This window comes from Mycolicibacterium sp. MU0053 (assembly GCF_963378095.1).
Taxonomy (GTDB): Bacteria; Actinomycetota; Actinomycetes; order Mycobacteriales; family Mycobacteriaceae; genus Mycobacterium; species Mycobacterium burgundiense.
This window is the reverse complement of the sequence record NZ_OY726397.1, coordinates 783,941-801,795: the sequence shown is the minus strand read 5'-3', so window position 1 is coordinate 801,795 and position 17,855 is coordinate 783,941. Positions and strand designations below refer to the sequence as shown.

The window sequence follows — 17,855 nt, the reverse complement described above, 5'->3', positions numbered from 1 at the left end:
CTTTCCGCGACCTATAGGCGCCACCACGCGTCATCGTCGATCGACGGCGGTGATGTCGCGGTGCCGACCTCGACGCGCTGTCCCGGTCGGGGCACCGCCGCCGCGACCGCCGACTCGGTGGCCGCGGTGAGCATCCGTTCGATGGGTTCCGACCACGGATGCGGGGCCAGCCGGAAGGTGGCCCAGTGGATCGGGACGAACAACCCCCGGCCCGCGTCGGTGACATCGCGGTGGGCCCGCACGGCCTCTTCGGGGTTCATGTGGATGTCGGGCCAGCCCGGGTGGTAGGCCCCGACCGGCATCAGCGTGAGGTCGAACGGCCCGTACTCGTCGCCGACCTCCGCGAAGCTCGCGGTGTAGCCGGTGTCGCCGCCGAAGAACGCCCGGTGCCGCGGGCCGATGATCGCCCAGGACGACCACAGCGTGGTGTTCCGGGTCAGGAAGCGTCCGGAGAAGTGCCGGGCCGGGGTGCAGACGATCCGCAGCTCGCCGAGTTCGCCGGACTGGCCCCAGTCCAGTTCCACGATGCGCTGGTCGGGAACGCCCCACCCACGCAGGTGGGCGCCGATGCCCAGCGGTACGTAGAACACCGAATTCTGGGTTTCAACAAGTCTTTTCACGGTATCGACATCAAGATGGTCGTAGTGGTCGTGGCTGATGATGACCGCATCGATGGCGGGCAGCGCTTCCAGCGGTGCCGGCACCGGGTGCAGCCGCTGCGGGCCGACGCTGCGCGACGGCGAACAACGCTGACTCCACACCGGGTCGGCCAGAATGCGGTAGCCGTCGACCTCGACGACCACCGAGGAGTGTCCGTACCAGGTCAAGGCCAGGTCCGCGGCGGGCACGCCGGTCTTCGGGGTGATCACCGGGATCGGTTGCTTGGGCCCCTTGGTGGCGTCGTCGAACAGGTCATGGAGCAGGCGCCACTGGTCCTGCCGACTCAGGCTGATCATCGATGCCGGTTCCAGGTTGTGGAACACCCCGCCGCGATAGTTCGGTGAGCCGTCGGCGACCTTCGCGATGGCCTCGACGCCGGCCCCCAGGGCCGACGGGGCGCCGTGTAGCGCGCGCAGCAGCCAACCGCCCGTCGCCAATGCGGCGGTGCCGCCGACCAACCGGATCGTCGAGGAGAGCATCAGGCGCCGACGAAGTTGGGTGGCCGCTTCTCGATGCGCGCCACCTGGGCCTCGATGACGTCCTTGCTTGCCCACGCGCGGTCGAAGAGTTCCTTGTGCTCGGGCCGCGGCTGCTCATAGGCGCCGTCATCGTTGAGCACCCGCTTGGAGTGCTGCAGCGACAGCGGCGCGTAGCCGGCGATCTCGGCGGCCCAGGCCTGCGCGTCGGCCAGGGTGCCGATCCGGTTGGCCAGCCCGGTCTGCAACGCGGTGTCGGCGGTGAGCTTCTCGGCTGCCAGCAGCATGCCGCGGGCCCGGCCGGCACCGACCAGCGAGGTCAGGCGGCGGACGCTCCAGTTGTCGATGGCCAGCCCGTACTTGGCGATCGGAAACTGGAAATACGCCTCCGGCGCCACCACGCGCAGATCGCAGATCAGCGACAGGATCACCCCGGCGCCGATGGTGGGACCATTGATGGCGCCGATGACCGGGACCGGCGCCTTGTCGATGGCCAGGTTCAGGGCCAGCGCCTTGTCCGGAAGTTTCTCCGCCATCCCCGCGGCGTCGGTGAGATCGGCCCCCGAACTGAACACCCGGCCCGCACCGGTCAGCACGATCGCGCGGATGTCCTGCTCGGCGGCGTGTTCGACGGCCTCCCGGAGTGCGTCGACGAGTTCGCAGTTCAGTGCGTTGCGACGTTCCTCGCGCTGCATCTCGAGGGTCATGACACTGCCTTCGCGGGTGATTCCGATCATGGGTCCACCCTAACTGCGGCCCCGGAATCGGCGATGCAACTGCTGCTTGGATACGCCGAGCACCGCGCCGATCTCGCTCCACGAGTATCCGGCCGTCCTGGCGTTGAGGACCGCCTCGTCGTAGGCGGCCCGCGCCGCGGCGAGTCCATCGCGCGCGGCGGCCAGCGCGCGTCTGCACGTGCCGGAGTAGAACTCGTCGACCACCGGGTCGGGCTGGTCGGGGTCGGGCTTGGGGCGGCTCGGGCGAGCGGCGGCTTCCTCGATTTCTGCCATGACCTGACGGGTCAAGGCCTGGATCGTCGGATCGTTCTGCCACCACGGTTCGCTTGTCGCCACGCCGCCCCTCTTTCGCGCGCAGGCATCACTTGTTGACGCCTATCCCCAGCCTCTCCCGAAGCATCGACCCGCGCCGCCCTTCCAGCCTCTCCCTGTGGACAACCGTCAACAAACGATGACCAGCTAGGACCGAGAGACCGCTGGAGATATCCCCGGCTAGCCTCGGTGCGTGAGCCGTATCAGTGCGTGGGAGTTGCGGGACGCCGTGCTGGACGCCGGGTCGTTCGTCAGCTGGGATGTGCCGCCCGTGACCGTCCCGATGTCCGAGCCGTACCGCGCCGAGTTGGCCGCCGCCCAAACCGCGACCGGCCTCGACGAGTCGGTGTTGACCGGCGAGGGCACGGTGTTCGGACGCCGGGTCGCCGTGGTGGCCGGCGAGTTCGACTTCCTGGCGGGCTCGATCGGGGTGGCCGCGGCCGAACGGATCACCGCCGCCATCGAGCGGGCCACCGCGCTGCGTCTTCCGCTGCTGGCCTCGCCGAGTTCGGGCGGCACCCGGATGCAGGAGGGCACGGTTGCGTTCCTGCAGATGGTCAAGATCGCCGCCGCGGTCACCCTGCACAAGCAGGCCCACCTGCCCTACCTGGTGTACCTGCGGCACCCGACGACGGGCGGGGTGTTCGCATCGTGGGGCTCCCTGGGGCACATCACGGTCGCCGAGCCCGGCGCGTTGATCGGCTTCCTCGGCCCCCGCGTGTACGAACAGCTCTACGGTGAACCGTTTCCGCCGGGCGTGCAGACCGCCGAGAACCTGCGGCAGCACGGCGTGATCGACGGGGTGGTGCCGCTCGACGGGCTGCGTCAGACCCTGGACTGGGCCCTGAAGGTCGTCGCCGACCCGCCCGGCGACGCCCCCGAACCGCTGCCCGACACCGCTATCCCCGACGTCCCGGCGTGGGAATCGGTGGAGGCCTCCCGCCGGCCCGACCGACCGGGTGTCGGTCACCTGCTGCGCCACGGCGCCACCGCGCGGGTGCTGCTGTCCGGCACCGGCGCCGGGGAGGCCGCGACGACGCTGCTGGCGCTGGCGCGCTTCGGCGGGCAGCCCGTGGTGGTGCTGGGCCAGCAGCGCCTGGTCGGGGGGTTGGTCGGGCCGGCCGCACTGCGGGAGGCGCGCCGCGGGATGGCACTGGCCGCCGGTCTGCAGCTGCCACTGGTGCTGGTCATCGACACCGCCGGCCCGGCGCTGTCGCAGGAGGCCGAGCAGGGCGGCCTGGCCGCCGAGATCGCCCGCTGCCTCTCGGAGTTGGTCACGCTGCCGGTGCCGACGGTGTCGGTGCTGATGGGTCAGGGCAGCGGCGGCCCGGCACTGGCGATGGTGCCCGCCGATCGGGTGTTGGCCGCGCTGCACGGCTGGCTGGCGCCGCTGCCGCCGGAGGGGGCCAGCGCGATCGTGTTCCGCGACACCGACCACGCGCCGGAACTCGCTGCCGCCCAAGGGATCCGGTCGGCGGATCTGAAGCGCAACGGGATCGTCGACGTGATCGTGCCGGAGCAACCGGATGCCGCCGACGAGCCGGTGGAGTTCTCCAAGCGCCTTGCCCGCGCGATTGCGGTCGAGGTGGCGGGGCTGTCCGAACAGGTGGACGCCGCGCGGTTGGCGGCCCGGCTGGACCGCTACCGCCGCATGGGCCTGTAGCCCGCTCAGGCCAGGGATCGCACCCAGGCGTCGTGCAACGCCGCGTAATGCCCGTCGCCGCGAATGAGTTCCGCGGGCGGGCCGTCCTCGAGGATCCGGCCGTGTTCGAGCACCAGCACCCGGTCGGCGACCTCGACGGTGGACAGTCGGTGCGCGATCACCAGCGCGGTCCGGTCCGCCAGCACGGTGCGCAGCGCGCGTTGCACCAGCCGTTCGCTGGGGATGTCCAGCGATGACGTCGCCTCGTCGAGGATCAGCACCGCCGGGTCGGCGAGGAACGCCCGGGCGAACGCGATGAGCTGGCGCTGACCCGCCGACAGCCGGCCGCCGCGCTTGGCGACGTCGGTGTCGTAGCCCTCCGGCAGTGCCGCGATGAACCGGTCGGCGCCGACGGCCTCGGCGGCCGCGATCACCTCGGCGGCCGTGGCGTCCGGTCGGCCGAACCGGATGTTGTCGGCGACCGTGCCCGAGAACATGAAGTTCTCCTGGGTCACCATCACGACGTGCCGGCGCAACTCGTCCTGCGCCAGCTCCCGCAGGTCGACGCCGTCCAGGCGGACCGAACCGGCGGTCGGGTCGTAGAACCGGGCGATCAGCTTGGCGATGGTCGTCTTGCCCGCGCCGGTGGTCCCCACCAACGCGACCGTCTGCCCCGCCGGGACCCGCAGATCCAGGCCGGGCAGCACCGGGCGGCCCGGCACGTACTCGAACTCGACGCGCTCGAAGGTGACCTCGCCCCGCACGTCCGGCAGCGCCGCGGGCCGCTCGGGGTCGGCGATCGCCGGCCGCTGCGCCAGCACGCCCGCGAGCTTCTCCAACGCCGAGGACGCGGACTGGAAGGTGTTGAAGAACTGGGTGATCTCCTGCATCGGCTCGAAGAACATCCGCAGGTACAGCAGGAAGGCGGTCAGCACGCCGATGGTCATCTCGCCCTGCAGCACCCGGTAGCCGCCGTAGAGCAGCACCACCCCGGTGGTGATGTTGCCGACGAGTTTGACCCCGGGCATGAAGATCGCCACGAGCTTGAAGGTCTTTTCGTTGATGTCGCGGTACCGGTCTGCGACGTCGTCGAAGATCTCCTGGTTGCGGGCCTCGCGGCGGTAGGCCTGCACGGCCTTGATGCCCGTCATCGTCTCGACGAACTGCACGATCACCAACGCGGCGCTGTCGCGCACCTCGCGGTAGGTCTTGGCGGATTCGGTGCGAAACCAGGCCGCCAGCAGCACCAGGATCGGGAACGCCACCAGACACATCAGGCCCAGCCGCCAATCGAGGACGATCAGCAGCGCCGCCGTGCCGAACAGCGTCAGCACCGCAGTGACCAGGCTGTCGAAGCCGTTCTGCAGCAACTCCTGGATGGCATCGATGTCGTTGGTGGACCGGCTGACCACCCGCCCCGAGGTGTACCGGTCGTGGAAGGCCACGTCGAGGCGGTTGAAATGGCGGAAGATCCGGCGGCGCAGCTCGAGCAGCACCTGCTGGCCGACCTTGCCGGAGCGCAGCAGGAACACCATCCGGCTGACGGCCTGCGTGCACACCACCGCGCCCAGCGCGGCGACCACGATGGCCAGTTCGCGCGCCGAACCGCCCTCGGCGATGGGCGGGATGCCGCGGTCGATCCCGCGCTGCACGAGCAGCGGAACCGACAGCCGCGCGGCGTTTTCCACCACGACGATGACCGCGAGCAGTAGCACCGTGAGCTTGAAGGGCGCCAGCAGCGAGAACAGCAACGCGCGCGCCTCCCGCCGGCGCGGCAGCTTCTCGTTGATCGGCGAGTCGTCGTCAGACTTCTCGTCGAACCGGCCGCGCCAAACCGTCTCCCGCATCGTTCACCTCCTGCCGGTGGTTCAGCCGAACCCACTCCGCGTCAGTCGCCCAGGTGGGGGCGTTCTCGAGGTCGTCGTTGAGCTCGTCATCGGCGGCGAGCAGGTCGCGGTATTGCGGCGCGGTGGCCAATAGTTCCGCATGGGTACCGGTCCGCGTGATGGTGCCGACACCGTCCACCGCCTCGAGCAGGGCCACCTTGTCGGCCAGCAGCACCGTCGAAGCGCGATTCGCGACGACGATCGCGGTGACCGAACCGAGCACCCGCCGCAGCGCCTCGGTGACCTCGGCCTCGGTGTGCACGTCCAACGCCGAGAGCGTGTCGTCGAGCACCAACACGCTGGGCGCGGCCAGAATGGCCCGCGCCAGCGAAAGCCGTTGGCGCTGACCGCCGGACAGGCTCATGCCCTGTTCGCCGATCCGGGTGTCCAGGCCGAACGGCAGATCGTAGACGAAGTCGGCGGCGGCGATGTCGATCGCGCGGGCCAACTCCGCATCGCCGGCCGGGTTGTCGGGGCCGCGCCCCAACCGCAGATTCTCGGCCACCGACATCGAGAACAGCGTGGGGTCCTCGAACGCCGTGGCCACCGCAGCACGCAGGGCGGGCAGGCTCAGCTGGCGAATGTCGGTGCCGTCGAGCAGGATCCGGCCCTCGGAGACGTCATAGAGCCGGGACAGCAACGCCACCAACACCGACTTGCCGGACCCGGTCGCGCCGACCAGCGCGACGGTCTCGCCCGGTTCGACCGTGAGGTTGACGTGGCGCAGCGCCCACGGCGATTGCCGGCCCTCGGCGCCCGGGAAGCGGAACCCGACGTCGACGAGTTCGAGCCGGCCGCCCCGGGCCGGCCCGGCGACGGGACCGTCGTCGATTTCGCGGGGCGCGTCGAAGATCTCCGCGATCCGGTTCGAGGCCGTCATCGCCTCCTGCGTCATCGACAGCAGGAACCCGAGCGACGCGATCGGCCACACCAGCGACAACATCATCGTGATGAACGCGACCAGGGTGCCCATCGTGACCAGGCCGTGGCCGGCGGCGTAGGCGCCGAACCCCAGCACCACGATCAGCGTCAGGTTCGGGATGATCTCAAGCAGCGTCCAGAACCGGGCCGAGACGCCGACCTTGCGGACCTGAAGGTGGTAGAGCGCCTCGGCCTCGCTGTCGAAGCGGTCGAAGACGTAGTCCTCCCGCCCGAACGACTTGACCAGCCGCATCCCCAGCGCGGACTCCTCGACGTGGGTGGCGACCACCCCGGACTGGTCCTGGGCCTGGCGCGACAGCCGGGTGAACTGCCGCTCGAAGTGCAGCACCGTCAGCGTGATGGGGACGACCGAGACCATCACCACGACGCCCAGCGGCCAATACATGCTCAGCAGGATTGCGGTCACCGCGATGATCTGAAGGCCGTTGAGCAACATGAACACCAGACCGAAGGACAGGAACCGGCGGATGGTGGCCAGGTCGTTCATCACCCGGGACAGCAACTGACCGGACTGCCAGCGGCCATGGAACGACATCGGCAGGATCTGCAGCCGCGCGTAGAGGTCCTTGCGGATGTCGGCCTCGACGCCCATCGTCGCGCGGGCGGTCAGCCACCGGCGGATGAACCACAGCACCGCCTCGGTGACTCCGATGGCGAGCGCGGCGGTACCCAAGATCCACAGGCCGCGCTGATCCTGCTGCCGGATGGGCCCGTCGATCACGGCCTTGGTCATCAACGGGATCGAGATGGTGGCGACGAGGCTGATCAGCGCCACCACCACCATCGAGACCCAGCGGACCCGATACGGCAGCAGGTAGGGCAGCAGCCGTATCAGGTCCGAACTGCCCCTGATGCGCTGCGGCGGCGGTGCAATCAACGGCTCGTCGCTCCTTTGTGCGGGTGCGTTGGTACCAATACCCGACCCCCGCGACATCAACGTCGCCATTTGACCCCGAATTCCGATGCTCCCATGCGCCGCCGACAGATCCGGTCCCTTCGGACCGGCGCAGGCCTCCGAACTGCACCGATCGGAAATCCTGCGGGCTGCGGCAGCGCCCGGATCGCGGTCATGACCCCTACCGTAGAACCCAAACGAATGTTGAGGTCAAGGCGCCTGCGCGGATCGCGGGCAATGATCAGGCAAAATTGGGGCCATGGACAGTGCTGCAGGTTCCCCCCGGGTGTTGGTCGTCGACGACGATGCCGACGTGCTGGCATCGCTCGAGCGTGGCCTGCGGCTCTCCGGATTCGAGGTCTCGACCGCCGTCGACGGCGCCGAGGCGCTGCGCAGCGCCACCGAGACCCGGCCGGACGCGATCGTGCTCGACATCAACATGCCGATCCTCGACGGGGTCAGCGTGGTCACCGCGTTGCGCGCGATGGACAACGACGTGCCGGTCTGCGTGCTGTCGGCGCGCAGCTCGGTCGACGACCGGGTCGCGGGCCTGGAGGCGGGCGCCGACGACTATCTGGTCAAGCCGTTCGTGCTGGCCGAGCTGGTCGCGCGGGTCAAGGCGCTGCTGCGCCGGCGCGGGGCCACCGCGACGTTCTCCTCGGAGACCATTCAGGTGGGCCCACTCGAGGTGGACATCCCGGGTCGCCGGGCCCGGGTCAACGGCGTCGACGTCGATCTGACCAAGCGCGAATTCGACCTGCTGGCCGTGCTGGCCGAGCACAAGACCGCGGTGCTGTCCCGCGCGCAGTTGCTCGAACTGGTGTGGGGCTACGACTTCGCCGCCGACACCAATGTCGTCGACGTGTTCATCGGCTATCTGCGTCGCAAGCTGGAGGCCGGCGGCGCGCCGCGACTGCTGCACACCGTGCGCGGCGTGGGATTCGTGCTGCGCACGCAGTAATGAGTCGGGCGTCTACTCCTGATTCTGCTGCCAGGGCTCGAAGCCGGCCCTGGTGGCGGTCTCCTCATCGGAAAACCACACCTCGGCCATGGTCTGCGCATAGGCCGGGCTGTCGGTGGTGTGGTAGCGCATCGAGTCCTCGTTGCCCTTGATGGGATAGCCGGGCGGCCCGGTCTGGCTGCCCCGCTCCAGCCGCACCGAGCCGTCGCCGTAGGGCTCCAGGTCGGCGATCTCGAAATCCCCGGTGCCGGCCAGCGTGAACGCCGGGGCAGTGGCGGCGGTGGTGGCGCTGTCGACGGCGGGCCCGCGCCCGAGCGGGCCGTACACCGGCACCTCCCGGGTGACGCGGCGAATCATGAACGCGAAGGTCAGCACCACCCCCAGCGCGAACGCCACGACCAGCAGCCACCCGTTGGCGTGGTTCATCGCGGTGCTCCCGACTCCCGGAAGCCGGGCAGGGCGGCCAGGGCCTCCCGCTCGCTGGTGCGCCGCACCGTGACCACGGCGAGCAGCCAGGCCACCAGCGAGCCGAGGACGAATGCCAGCAGATACCACAACCATTGGATGACGAAGTCCATCTCGAATTCTCCTTAGCTGACGGTGATCTCGACGCGGCGGTTCTGAGCTTTCCCCTCGGCCGTGTCATTGGCGGCGATCGGATTGGCCGAGCCGTGGCCCTGCGAGGTGACGAGGTTGCCGGCGACGCCGCGTGCGACCAGGAAGTCGGCCACGGCCTTGGCGCGATTGGTGCTCAACGGAACGTTGATGGCGTCGTTGCCGCTGTTGTCGGTGTATCCGTCCACCGAGACCCGGACCTCGGGGCACGCCGTGATCTTCTCGGCGATCCGGCTCAACAGCTGCGCACTGGGCGGGGTCAGGCTGGTGCCGTCGGTCTCGAAGGTGACCGGGGTGTCGAGCAGCGCGGTGATATCGGCCTGCAGATTGGCGCAGTCACCGCCGGGAGCCGGTACCGGGGCGCCGGGCGGGCCACCCGTGACCTGAATCCGGTTGGTGACGTTGACATCTGGCCATGCCGAGGTGGCGGCCGCCTCGACCGCGGACCGGACCTGCTCACTGGGTGCGGTCCCGCTCAGCGTGAGGTTGGTGCCCTTGAGAGTCCAGCTGAAATCCGGGATTTCGGCCGCGGCCCCGAGGACAGCGTGCAGGCCGGGCAGATTAGGTTCGAGGACGCCGGCCGCGATGTCGAGGTTGTCGACGAGGTTAACGTCGGGTCCGTGGATCGAGGTGAGCAGGTCGAGCAGCTCGGTCTTCGCCGCCGCATTGGGTATCTCCCCCGACAGCGTTATGTCGTTGCCGTTCCTGATGATTGACAACGCGGCCGGCCGGCCCGGCACGGTGACTTCGGGGGTGGCCGCCTCGGGATCGAGATCCTCGCCGGAGTTGTCGAGTACGCCCCAGCCCAGCAGTCCCAACAGCAACGGGACCACCAACAACGCCAGCAACCATCCCAGACCCGGCGACCGACGGTAGAGCCGCGATGCGGTTTTCCACCCGGTTATCGTTCGGGTTTCGTCGGGATCCGGCATGGGACCTCCATCGTTGCACCGTCAGGCTGCGCTCAGCTGAGCAGCTTTTCAGCCTAGGACAACGACACCCACCGGCGGGCCGATTGGCCCGAAATCAAACCCGAAGGCACCTCGGGTGTTTAGCGCTGTCGCGCTATCGCACGCCCAGCAAATCGATCACGAAGATCAGTGTCTTGCCGGACAGCCGATGCCCGCCGCCGGCCGGGCCGTAGGCCTGAGCTGGCGGGATCGTCAGCTTGCGGCGTCCGCCGACCTGCATTCCCGGAATGCCGTCCTGCCAGCCCTGGATGAGTCCCCGCAACGGGAATTCAATACTCTGGCCGCGGTCCCACGAACTGTCGAATTCCTCGCCGGTGTCGAATTCCACGCCGACATAGTGCACCTCGACGGTGCCGCCGGGCACGGCCTCCGCACCGTCGCCGACCACCAGGTCCTCGATGACCAATTCGCCCGGCGCGGGTCCCTCGGGAAACTCGATCTCGGGTTTTGTCGTCATCGCAGTGCCCCTCCTCAGCGGCCGTCGATGGCCGCGTAGTCGCGTTCGGTGTAACCGGTGTAGATCTGGCGCGGCCGGCCGATCTTGCCGGGCTGGGAGTGCATCTCCCGCCAGTGCGCGATCCATCCGGGCAGCCGACCGAGCGCGAAGAGCACCGTGAACATCCGGGTGGGGAAGCCCATCGCCCGGTAGATGACCCCGGTGTAGTAGTCGACGTTCGGATACAGCTTGCGTTCGATGAAGAAGTCGTCGGTGAGCGCGATCTCCTCGAGCGATTTCGCGATGCCCAGCAGTTCGTCGTCGCCACCCAGCTTGGCCAGGATCTTGTCGGCCTGTTCCTTGACGATGCGGGCGCGCGGGTCGTAGTTCTTGTACACGCGGTGGCCGAAGCCCATCAGCTTGACGCCGTCTTCGCGGTTCTTGACCTTCTTGACGAACTCGCGGACGTCGGTGTGCTCGCTGCGGATCTTCTCCAGCATCTCCAGCACCGCCTGGTTGGCGCCGCCGTGCAGCGGGCCCCACAGCGCGTTGATGCCGCCGGAGATCGACGTGAACAGGTTGGCCTCCGAGGAACCCACCAGCCGCACCGTCGAGGTCGAACAGTTCTGCTCGTGATCGGCGTGCAGGATGAACAGCATGTCCAGGGCGCGAGCGATCTCAGTGTCGATTTCATAGGGCTCGGCCGGGAGGCCGAAGGTCATCCGCAGGAAGTTCTCGACCAGCGTCAGCGAGTTGTCCGGGTACAGGAACGGCTGCCCCTCGGACTTCTTGAAGGCATAGGCGGCGATGGTCGGCAGCTTGGCGAGCAGCCGAATGGTGGAAAGTTCCACCTGCGTCGGATTGAACGGATCCAGTGAATCCGGATAGTAGGCGCTCAGCGCATTGACCGCGCTGGAGAGCACCGGCATCGGATGCGCGTTGCGGGGGAAGCCGTCGAAGAACCGCTTGAGGTCCTCGTGCAGCAAGGTGTGCCGCTGGATCTTGTTGGTGAACGATTCCAGCTCGTCCTTGGTCGGCAGTTCGCCGTAGATCAGCAGATAGCTGACCTCGATGAACGTCGACTTCTCGGCGAGCTGCTCGATCGGGTAGCCCCGATACCGCAGGATGCCGGCGTCGCCGTCGATGTAGGTGATCGCGGACTTCGTCGAGGAGGTGTTGACGAAACCACCGTCGAAGGTGGTGTAACCCGTCTTTGCCAGCAAAGACCCGAGTGCGATTCCGTCGGATCCCTCCGTCGCCGGCACGATGTCCAGGTCGATCTCTCCACCCGGATACTTCAGGGTGGCGGTTTCGAGTGTTGAATCTTGACTCGAGTTGCTGGCCACTGAAACCCCTTCTGCGCTCGTAGGCAGCGGCAGTGCTGTCCGTACTAAGGCAAGGTAGTCGCTACGGTCGCGGTCTGCCTGCGGGGGGTTGCCGTTGACCCCTCTTTCGGGACTGGCTAGCCCAGCCCGACGGTGAGCCCGGCGAACTGTTCGAAGACCTCGCAGATGCGCTTCACCATCAAATCCGGGCCCAATTTGAGGCCGTCGCGGTCGGCGTTGAGGTCCCCGCACGCGGTCACGATGATAGTCGCCCAGATGCCCGCCACCAGCGCCACCCGGCGATCCTCGACGCCGACCCCCAACCGGTCGGCCAACGCGACGAGGGTGGCACGAGGCGTGAATTCGGTGGCTGCGGACTTGAGCGTGGGCGTCGAATTCAGGATCCGCAGCATCAGCGCGATCCGCTCGCTCGACACCCCGGTCACGCTGCCGGAACCCACCGCGTCGAGCACGTGGACGTGCGCGCGCCGCAGCGCCTCGAGCACCGGCACCTCGTACGGGATGGTGGCCAACTCGTCGTGCACCAGGTCGACCAGGTCCTCCAGCAACGTCAACACGACCGCGTCCTTGGTCGCGAAGTACCGGCTGAAGGTGCGCGGCGACACCTCGGCGGCGGCCGCGATCTGCTCGACGGTGGTGTTGTCGTAGCCCTGGTCCAGGCACAGCTGGACCGCAGCCTCGATCAACGTCGCGCGCGTGCGACGTTTCTTGCGTTCCCGTAGGCCCACGGCGGTGCCCGCCTTGGCTCCCCCCACAAGTTGGAATGCTAGCGGGGCTCGCGCGCCTGCGCATGGTCCATTCGTCGATCGCTAGGGCTGCAGCCGGGTAACCAAGGCCCCGGCCGGCAGTGCGGCGTCCAGCACGATCCTGATGCGGTTGTGGATCCGGTCTTGGCGGCCCTGCCAGAACTCCACGGTCTCCGGGGCAATGCGGTAGCCGCCCCAATGCGGGGGCACCGGGACCTCGGCGGCGCCGGAGAACCGCGCCGTGACCTCGGCCAGTCGCTCGAGCAGGACCGCGCGGGAGGCGATCGGCTGCGATTGTTGCGAGGCCCAGGCACCCAGCTGCGATCCCCGCGGACGTTTGGACCAATACGCGGCGGTTTCGTCGGCGCTGACCTTGCGGACCGATCCGCGAAGATGCACCTGCCGACCCAGCTGGTACCAGGGGAAGGTCACGGCCGCCTGGGGTGTCTCGGCGAGTTCGGCGCCCTTGGCCGAGTTGTAGTTGGTGTAGAACGTGATTCCGGTCGCCTCGACGCTTTTGCACAGCACCGATCGACAGACCGGCTTCCCGGCGTGCACGGTGGCGAGAACCATCGCGTTCGGTTCGGCGAGTCCGGCCCGTTCGGCATCGGTGATCCAGTTGCGCAGCAACGTGAGCCAGCCGGTCGCCGGGTCCTCGCCCAGCCAGTCCACATCGAGATCAGCGTGGGCGTCCTTCTCGACCGAGCCGGATTCGACGCGCGTCGACCTCGAGCGTGCACCCTCCGCCTCGACCATGCGAACAACGCTAGTGCGAGAATCTGCATCATGACTGCAGGACCAAAGGATTTCGTCCCCGGGCTGGAAGGCGTGGTCGCATTCGAGACCGAGATCGCCGAGCCCGACAAGGACGGCGGCGCCCTGCGGTATCGCGGGGTCGACATCGAGGACCTGGTGGGCGAGCGGGTCACCTTCGCCGACGTGTGGGCGTTGTTGGTGGACGGCCGGTTCGGCCGCGGCCTGTCCCCCGCCGAACCCTTCCCGCTGCCGATCCACACCGGCGACGTCCGGGTGGACGTCCAGGCCGGACTGGCGATGCTGGCCCCGATCTGGGGCTACGCGCCGCTGCTCGACATCGACGACGACACCGCCCGCGACCAACTGGCCCGGGCGTCGGTGATGGCGCTGTCGTATGTGGCGCAGTCCGCGCGCGGCATCTACCAGCCGGCCGTTCCGCAGCGCGTGATCGACGAGTGCGCCACGGTCACCGCGCGATTCATGACGCGTTGGCAGGGTGAGCCGGATCCCCGCCACGTCGAGGCCATCGACGCCTACTGGGTGTCGGCCGCCGAACACGGCATGAACGCGTCGACGTTCACGGCCCGCGTGATCGCCTCGACCGGCGCTGATGTGGCCGCGGCGATGTCGGGGGCGATCGGAGCCATGAGCGGCCCGCTGCACGGCGGCGCGCCGGCGCGGGTGCTGCCCATGATCGAGGAGGTCGAACGCAACGACGACGCCGCGGCCGTCGTCAAGGGCATCCTGGACCGCAGCGAGAAGCTGATGGGCTTCGGTCACCGGGTCTACCGCGCCGAGGATCCCCGGGCCCGCGTGCTGCGGGCCACCGCCAAGCGGTTGGGCGCCCCGCGCTACGAGGTGGCCGCGGCGCTGGAGCAGGCCGCACTGGCCGAACTGCGGGAGCGTCGACCGGACCGCCCCATCGAGACCAACGTCGAGTTCTGGGCCGCGGTCATCCTGGACTTCGCCGGGGTGCCCGCCAGGATGATGCCGGCGATGTTCACCTGCGGCCGCACCGCGGGCTGGTGCGCGCACATCCTCGAACAGAAGCGGCTGGGCAAGCTGGTGCGCCCCGCCGCGATCTATGTCGGCCCCGAGCCGCGGCGTCCGCAGCAGGTCGAGGGTTGGGATCTGCTCGCCCAGCGATGAGAATTGTCGGTGGCCGCAGTCAGTAGTTGCGACTGTTACATCCACCCAGGAGGTCATGATGACCATCGACAACACCCCGATGCTGGTACCGCACCTCGTGGTCGACGACGCCGCCGCCGCGATCGACTTCTACGTGCGGGCGTTCAACGCCACCGAGGAGATCCGGATGCCGGGCCCCGACGGCAAGATCATTCACGCCTGCGTGACGATCAACGGCCACCCGGTCTTCCTCAACGACGACTTCCCCGAAACATCCGGCGGCAAATCCATGACCCCGACGGCATTGGGCGGCGCGTCGGTGACGTTGCACCTGCACGGACCGGATGTCGACGGTCGGTTCAAACGCGCCGTCGACGCCGGTGCCACCGCGGTCGCCGAACCGGAGGACCAGTTCTGGGGCGATCGGTACGCCCTGGTACGTGACCCCTTCGGCCATCAGTGGTCGTTGGCCGAATCGGTGCGCGAGGTGGCCCCGGCCGACATCGCCGCGCATATGAACGCGAGCTAACCCCGCAGGCCAGCTAGAAGACGCCGGCGCAACGACGGTTTCGGCGCCGCGGCGGCGACCGCGAGCATGGCCGCCACATCGGTGAACTTGCTGCGCGGCCGCTGCCCCTGACCGCGTTCGACCTCGGCGGCGTCGATGGCGCGCCACCCGGCCAGGTCGACGACGTCGGGTTGGCGGGCCTGCACGAGCTTGGCGAGCGCGTCGGGCCGACCGGCCGGCGTGGCGAGCACCCCGTCGTTGTAGTCGGCGACGAGTTGCTGCACGGTTTGCAACGCACACGACTTGTTGGTGCCGATGAACCCCGTCGGGCCGCGCTTGATCCAGCCGGCCACGTAGGCGCCGCTCGCGCCCAGCACCCGGCCGCCGTCGTTGGGCACCACACCCAGGTCGTCGTCGAACGGCAGATCGTGAATAGCCTTGCCGCGGTAGCCGATTGACGTCAGCACCAGACCGGCGTCGAGGCGGCGGGTCTCGTCGGTTCCGGTGCGGATGAATTCGATTCCGCTGACCCGGTCGGTCCCCTCGATCCGGGACGGGGTGCAGCGATAGGCCAGCCGGATGCGCGGCTTGGTCACCGGCGAGTCGCTGCCGGCGAGTTTGCTCAGGATCTCCAGCTTGGCGCGGGTCAGGCGGTGCTCGGCGCCGGCGCCCAACGCCGCGAGGTCGCGCTGCACCAGGTCTTGGTCGCCCGGTTCGAGCACCACCTCGGCAACCCCGGTCAGCCCGATCAACTCGGGCAGCGTGAACGCCGAGTCCGCCGGTCCGCGCCGGGCCGCGATGACGACCTCCCGCACCCGGGAGTCGCGCAGTCGCGCCAGGGCGTGGTCGGCGATGTCGGTGCGGGCCAGGTCGTCGGCGTCGGCGGTGAGGATCCGGGCCACGTCGAGGGCGACGTTGCCATTGCCGATGACCACGACGCGTTCGTGCCCCAGATCGACGGGCAGATCCGTGAAGTCGGGGTGGCCGTTGATCCAGGCCACGAGTTCGGTGGCGGTCCCCGCGCCGGGCAACTGCATGCCGTCGATGTCGAGACGGCGATCGTTGGGCGCCCCGACCGCGTACAACACCGCGTGGTGATGCGCGAGCAGATCGCTGTGCCGCAGGTGCCGGCCGACCTCGACATTGAGAAAGAACGTGAACCCCTTGCGCCGGGTGACCCGGTCGAACAGCTCGGTCACGCCCTTGGTGCTGGGATGGTCGGGGGCGACCCCGGCGCGCACCAAACCGTAAGGGGTGGGCAGCTTTTCGAAGACATTGACCCGTACCCCCGGCTGCGTCAGCAGCTCGTCGGCGGCATACATCGCCGCCGGCCCGGACCCGACGATGGCGACCGTCAGCGGGGTACCGCCGGTGCGGACCTCCGGCGCCGGGATCACCGGCGCCAGCTTCGAGGTCGGCGGCACCTTCTCGCCCTCCGCGCGCGGCGGGTAGAAGCCGGCGTTCAGTTCGATGAACGGCAACTGTGCGGGCGTCAGCTGTGACTCCGGGGCGATCGCACCCACCGGGCAGGCGCTGACGCACGCGCCGCAGTCCACACAGGCCGCCGGATCGATGTAGAGCATCTCGGTGGTGGCGAACCCCGGCTCATCCGGGGACGGATGGATGCAGTTCACCGGGCAGGCGAAAACACACGACCCGTCGCTGCAGCACGACTGGGTGATGACGTGGGGCATCCGACCTCCGGTTAGGCGGGAATCTTCTCGACAGTCGGCAGGTGCGCCCGCCGCGGTTCGCTGCGGTAACGGGAAGGTTCGCCGTCAATCTTGCAGATCCGCCACATCAGCCGCGCCATTGGGTTCATCAACCCGGTGTCGTGGCACAGCATCCGCACGTCGGCGAAGACCTCGGAGAGCATCTGCCGGGCCTCGGGCGAGCGGAAGAACACCTCGCGCTTGACCGACTTGGGAATGTCGAATTCCCGCCAGAAGCTGCGCGGCGGCTTGAGGATCGCCGAACACAGCGTCCGCATGATGATCGGGACGTGCAGCGAGAGCATGAACCGCTTGCGCGCCCGCATCATCGGCACCCGCTTGCGCAGGTACTCGTGGGCGAACGAGATGTGCCGGGCTTCCTCGGCGACGTGGATCGCCATCACCCGTTCCATGATCGGATGCAGGTTGCGGCCCTCGCGCAAGACGTTCTTCTGGGTGTGGTCGATGGGCTCCTCGCCGGCGAGCACACCGAAGAAGAACACGATCGGCAGCGGGCCCGCGGCCAGCGGGATGAAGGTCGAGAGCCACTTGAGCAGCCGCGGCATGCCGGGGACGTCGGCGCCGATGCGGTTCACCATCTCCTGGAACATCATGGTGTGGTTGCACTCTTCGACCGATTCGTGCAGACAGTAGCGGTACTCCGGGGAGCCGTTGGGCACCCAGAACGCGTAGTTCATCAGCCCGCGGATCAGGATCGACTCGAAGTGCAGACCCACCTTGGCGACGTTGGCCTGGCGCCACATCCCGATCTCGATCTGCCGCGCGACCGGCTGGGCCTGGTACCAGGGGTGCCGACCCAGCGGATCGGTGGCGGGCAGTACCCAGCGCGGGTCGTCGGGGATCACGGCGAATTCCGGCGAATCCCAGTCGATGTCGGTGTACGGATTGAAGTTTCGCCGCACCGACCCCTCGGACAGTGTGGTGAGCATGTCGACATAGGGCTGGTCGTCGCGAACTTCCATGTTGCGACGCCACCGTCGAATCATCTTCGTACGTGCCATGTGAGCCTCCCTGAAGCTTTACATCGGGGCGCTAGATGTCCATCAACGGTACCGCAGGTATCGCCAAAACTCCATACCCGCACCGACGCCAATCCGATGTGCCC

The 17,855-nt window shown here is 68.5% G+C and carries 18 protein-coding genes; 4 read left to right on the top strand and 14 right to left on the bottom strand.

What is annotated here, in order from left to right; translation table 11 throughout:
- Nucleotides 1–11: 11 nt before the first annotated feature.
- The 3 genes from RCP80_RS03685 to RCP80_RS03675 are packed head-to-tail and all read right to left on the bottom strand — an operon-like array spanning nt 12 to nt 2,209.
- Nucleotides 12–1,139, bottom strand: a complete 1,128-nt coding sequence (locus RCP80_RS03685; RefSeq protein ID WP_308481060.1) for an MBL fold metallo-hydrolase — start codon at nt 1,137–1,139, stop codon at nt 12–14.
- Nucleotides 1,139–1,873, bottom strand: coding sequence for an enoyl-CoA hydratase (locus RCP80_RS03680; protein WP_308481059.1), 735 nt, complete (start codon nt 1,871–1,873; stop codon nt 1,139–1,141). The genes RCP80_RS03685 and RCP80_RS03680 overlap by 1 nt, the downstream gene beginning before the upstream one ends.
- A gap of 9 nt (nt 1,874–1,882) precedes the next feature.
- Complete coding sequence (locus RCP80_RS03675) at nt 1,883–2,209, bottom strand: hypothetical protein (protein ID WP_308481058.1); 327 nt, start codon at nt 2,207–2,209, stop codon at nt 1,883–1,885.
- 169 nt (nt 2,210–2,378) lie between these two features.
- On the opposite strand from RCP80_RS03675, the gene RCP80_RS03670 reads away from it, so the two are divergent.
- Nucleotides 2,379–3,848: a carboxyl transferase domain-containing protein gene (locus tag RCP80_RS03670; protein ID WP_308481057.1), complete on the top strand. Its 1,470-nt coding sequence runs from the start codon at nt 2,379–2,381 to the stop codon at nt 3,846–3,848.
- A gap of 5 nt (nt 3,849–3,853) precedes the next feature.
- Here the strand turns inward: RCP80_RS03670 and RCP80_RS03665 are convergent, their stop codons facing one another.
- Complete coding sequence (locus tag RCP80_RS03665) at nt 3,854–5,674, bottom strand: ABC transporter ATP-binding protein (protein WP_308481056.1); 1,821 nt, start codon at nt 5,672–5,674, stop codon at nt 3,854–3,856.
- Nucleotides 5,631–7,589, bottom strand: coding sequence for an ABC transporter ATP-binding protein (locus tag RCP80_RS03660; RefSeq protein ID WP_308482688.1), 1,959 nt, complete (start codon nt 7,587–7,589; stop codon nt 5,631–5,633). The genes RCP80_RS03665 and RCP80_RS03660 overlap by 44 nt, the downstream gene beginning before the upstream one ends.
- 220 nt (nt 7,590–7,809) lie before the next feature.
- Here RCP80_RS03660 and prrA point away from each other — a divergent pair, with 220 nt between their 5' ends.
- Nucleotides 7,810–8,511 carry a two-component system response regulator PrrA gene (prrA, locus tag RCP80_RS03655; protein ID WP_373693442.1) on the top strand — a complete coding sequence of 234 codons (702 nt, stop codon included), beginning with the start codon at nt 7,810–7,812 and terminating at the stop codon, nt 8,509–8,511.
- Nucleotides 8,512–8,523: 12 nt separating this feature from the next.
- Here the strand turns inward: prrA and arfC are convergent, their stop codons facing one another.
- From arfC to pdxH, 7 genes are all read right to left on the bottom strand, one after another.
- Entirely contained in the window at nt 8,524–8,937 is a 414-nt protein-coding gene (gene arfC / locus RCP80_RS03650) for a channel accessory protein ArfC, sunset domain variant (RefSeq protein ID WP_308481055.1), read from the bottom strand.
- On the bottom strand, nt 8,934–9,089 hold the full coding sequence (gene arfB, locus RCP80_RS03645) for a channel accessory protein ArfB (protein ID WP_308481054.1): 156 nt from the start codon (nt 9,087–9,089) through the stop codon (nt 8,934–8,936). Before arfB ends, arfC begins: the two co-directional genes overlap by 4 nt.
- A 12-nt stretch (nt 9,090–9,101) precedes the next feature.
- Nucleotides 9,102–10,058 (bottom strand): channel-forming protein ArfA/OmpATb, encoded by a 957-nt coding sequence (gene arfA / locus RCP80_RS03640; protein WP_308481053.1) that lies wholly within the window; start codon nt 10,056–10,058, stop codon nt 9,102–9,104.
- Nucleotides 10,059–10,191: 133 nt separating this feature from the next.
- A complete protein-coding gene (locus RCP80_RS03635) occupies nt 10,192–10,554 on the bottom strand; it encodes an FKBP-type peptidyl-prolyl cis-trans isomerase (protein ID WP_308481052.1) in 363 nt (120 codons plus the stop codon).
- A gap of 14 nt (nt 10,555–10,568) precedes the next feature.
- Nucleotides 10,569–11,879 (bottom strand): citrate synthase, encoded by a 1,311-nt coding sequence (locus RCP80_RS03630; RefSeq protein ID WP_308481051.1) that lies wholly within the window; start codon nt 11,877–11,879, stop codon nt 10,569–10,571.
- 116 nt (nt 11,880–11,995) lie between these two features.
- On the bottom strand, nt 11,996–12,634 hold the full coding sequence (locus RCP80_RS03625) for a TetR/AcrR family transcriptional regulator (protein WP_308481050.1): 639 nt from the start codon (nt 12,632–12,634) through the stop codon (nt 11,996–11,998).
- 54 nt (nt 12,635–12,688) lie between these two features.
- Entirely contained in the window at nt 12,689–13,381 is a 693-nt protein-coding gene (pdxH, locus tag RCP80_RS03620; RefSeq protein ID WP_308481049.1) for a pyridoxamine 5'-phosphate oxidase, read from the bottom strand.
- Between the two features lie 30 nt (nt 13,382–13,411).
- Between pdxH and RCP80_RS03615 the strand changes: the two genes are divergently transcribed.
- Both RCP80_RS03615 and RCP80_RS03610 read left to right on the top strand, forming a co-directional pair.
- A complete protein-coding gene (locus tag RCP80_RS03615; RefSeq protein WP_308481048.1) occupies nt 13,412–14,530 on the top strand; it encodes a citrate synthase 2 in 1,119 nt (372 codons plus the stop codon).
- A 58-nt stretch (nt 14,531–14,588) separates the two neighbouring features.
- Nucleotides 14,589–15,038, top strand: coding sequence for a VOC family protein (locus RCP80_RS03610; RefSeq protein ID WP_308481047.1), 450 nt, complete (start codon nt 14,589–14,591; stop codon nt 15,036–15,038).
- On the opposite strand, the gene RCP80_RS03605 is transcribed toward RCP80_RS03610, so the two are convergent.
- Entirely contained in the window at nt 15,035–16,711 is a 1,677-nt protein-coding gene (locus tag RCP80_RS03605) for an FAD-dependent oxidoreductase (RefSeq protein ID WP_308481046.1), read from the bottom strand. The two genes, RCP80_RS03610 and RCP80_RS03605, sit on opposite strands and share 4 nt — an antisense overlap.
- Before the next feature lie 11 nt (nt 16,712–16,722).
- Entirely contained in the window at nt 16,723–17,751 is a 1,029-nt protein-coding gene (locus RCP80_RS03600) for an AurF N-oxygenase family protein (RefSeq protein WP_308481045.1), read from the bottom strand.
- Nucleotides 17,752–17,855 lie beyond the last annotated feature (104 nt).

What these genes read in the sequence shown, in the direction of transcription:
- RCP80_RS03685 (WP_308481060.1), bottom strand. Translation starts at nt 1,139, where the DNA reads ATGCTCTCCTCGACGATCCGGTTGGTCGGCGGCACCGCCGCATTGGCG.
- RCP80_RS03680 (WP_308481059.1), bottom strand. Translation starts at nt 1,873, where the DNA reads ATGATCGGAATCACCCGCGAAGGCAGTGTCATGACCCTCGAGATGCAG.
- RCP80_RS03665 (WP_308481056.1), bottom strand. Translation starts at nt 5,674, where the DNA reads ATGCGGGAGACGGTTTGGCGCGGCCGGTTCGACGAGAAGTCTGACGAC.
- RCP80_RS03660 (WP_308482688.1), bottom strand. Translation starts at nt 7,589, where the DNA reads ATGTCGCGGGGGTCGGGTATTGGTACCAACGCACCCGCACAAAGGAGC.
- prrA (WP_373693442.1), top strand. Translation starts at nt 7,810, where the DNA reads ATGGACAGTGCTGCAGGTTCCCCCCGGGTGTTGGTCGTCGACGACGAT.
- arfC (WP_308481055.1), bottom strand. Translation starts at nt 8,937, where the DNA reads ATGAACCACGCCAACGGGTGGCTGCTGGTCGTGGCGTTCGCGCTGGGG.
- arfB (WP_308481054.1), bottom strand. Translation starts at nt 9,089, where the DNA reads ATGGACTTCGTCATCCAATGGTTGTGGTATCTGCTGGCATTCGTCCTC.
- arfA (WP_308481053.1), bottom strand. Translation starts at nt 10,058, where the DNA reads ATGCCGGATCCCGACGAAACCCGAACGATAACCGGGTGGAAAACCGCA.
- RCP80_RS03635 (WP_308481052.1), bottom strand. Translation starts at nt 10,554, where the DNA reads ATGACGACAAAACCCGAGATCGAGTTTCCCGAGGGACCCGCGCCGGGC.
- pdxH (WP_308481049.1), bottom strand. Translation starts at nt 13,381, where the DNA reads ATGGTCGAGGCGGAGGGTGCACGCTCGAGGTCGACGCGCGTCGAATCC.
- RCP80_RS03615 (WP_308481048.1), top strand. Translation starts at nt 13,412, where the DNA reads ATGACTGCAGGACCAAAGGATTTCGTCCCCGGGCTGGAAGGCGTGGTC.
- RCP80_RS03610 (WP_308481047.1), top strand. Translation starts at nt 14,589, where the DNA reads ATGACCATCGACAACACCCCGATGCTGGTACCGCACCTCGTGGTCGAC.
- RCP80_RS03605 (WP_308481046.1), bottom strand. Translation starts at nt 16,711, where the DNA reads ATGCCCCACGTCATCACCCAGTCGTGCTGCAGCGACGGGTCGTGTGTT.
- RCP80_RS03600 (WP_308481045.1), bottom strand. Translation starts at nt 17,751, where the DNA reads ATGGCACGTACGAAGATGATTCGACGGTGGCGTCGCAACATGGAAGTT.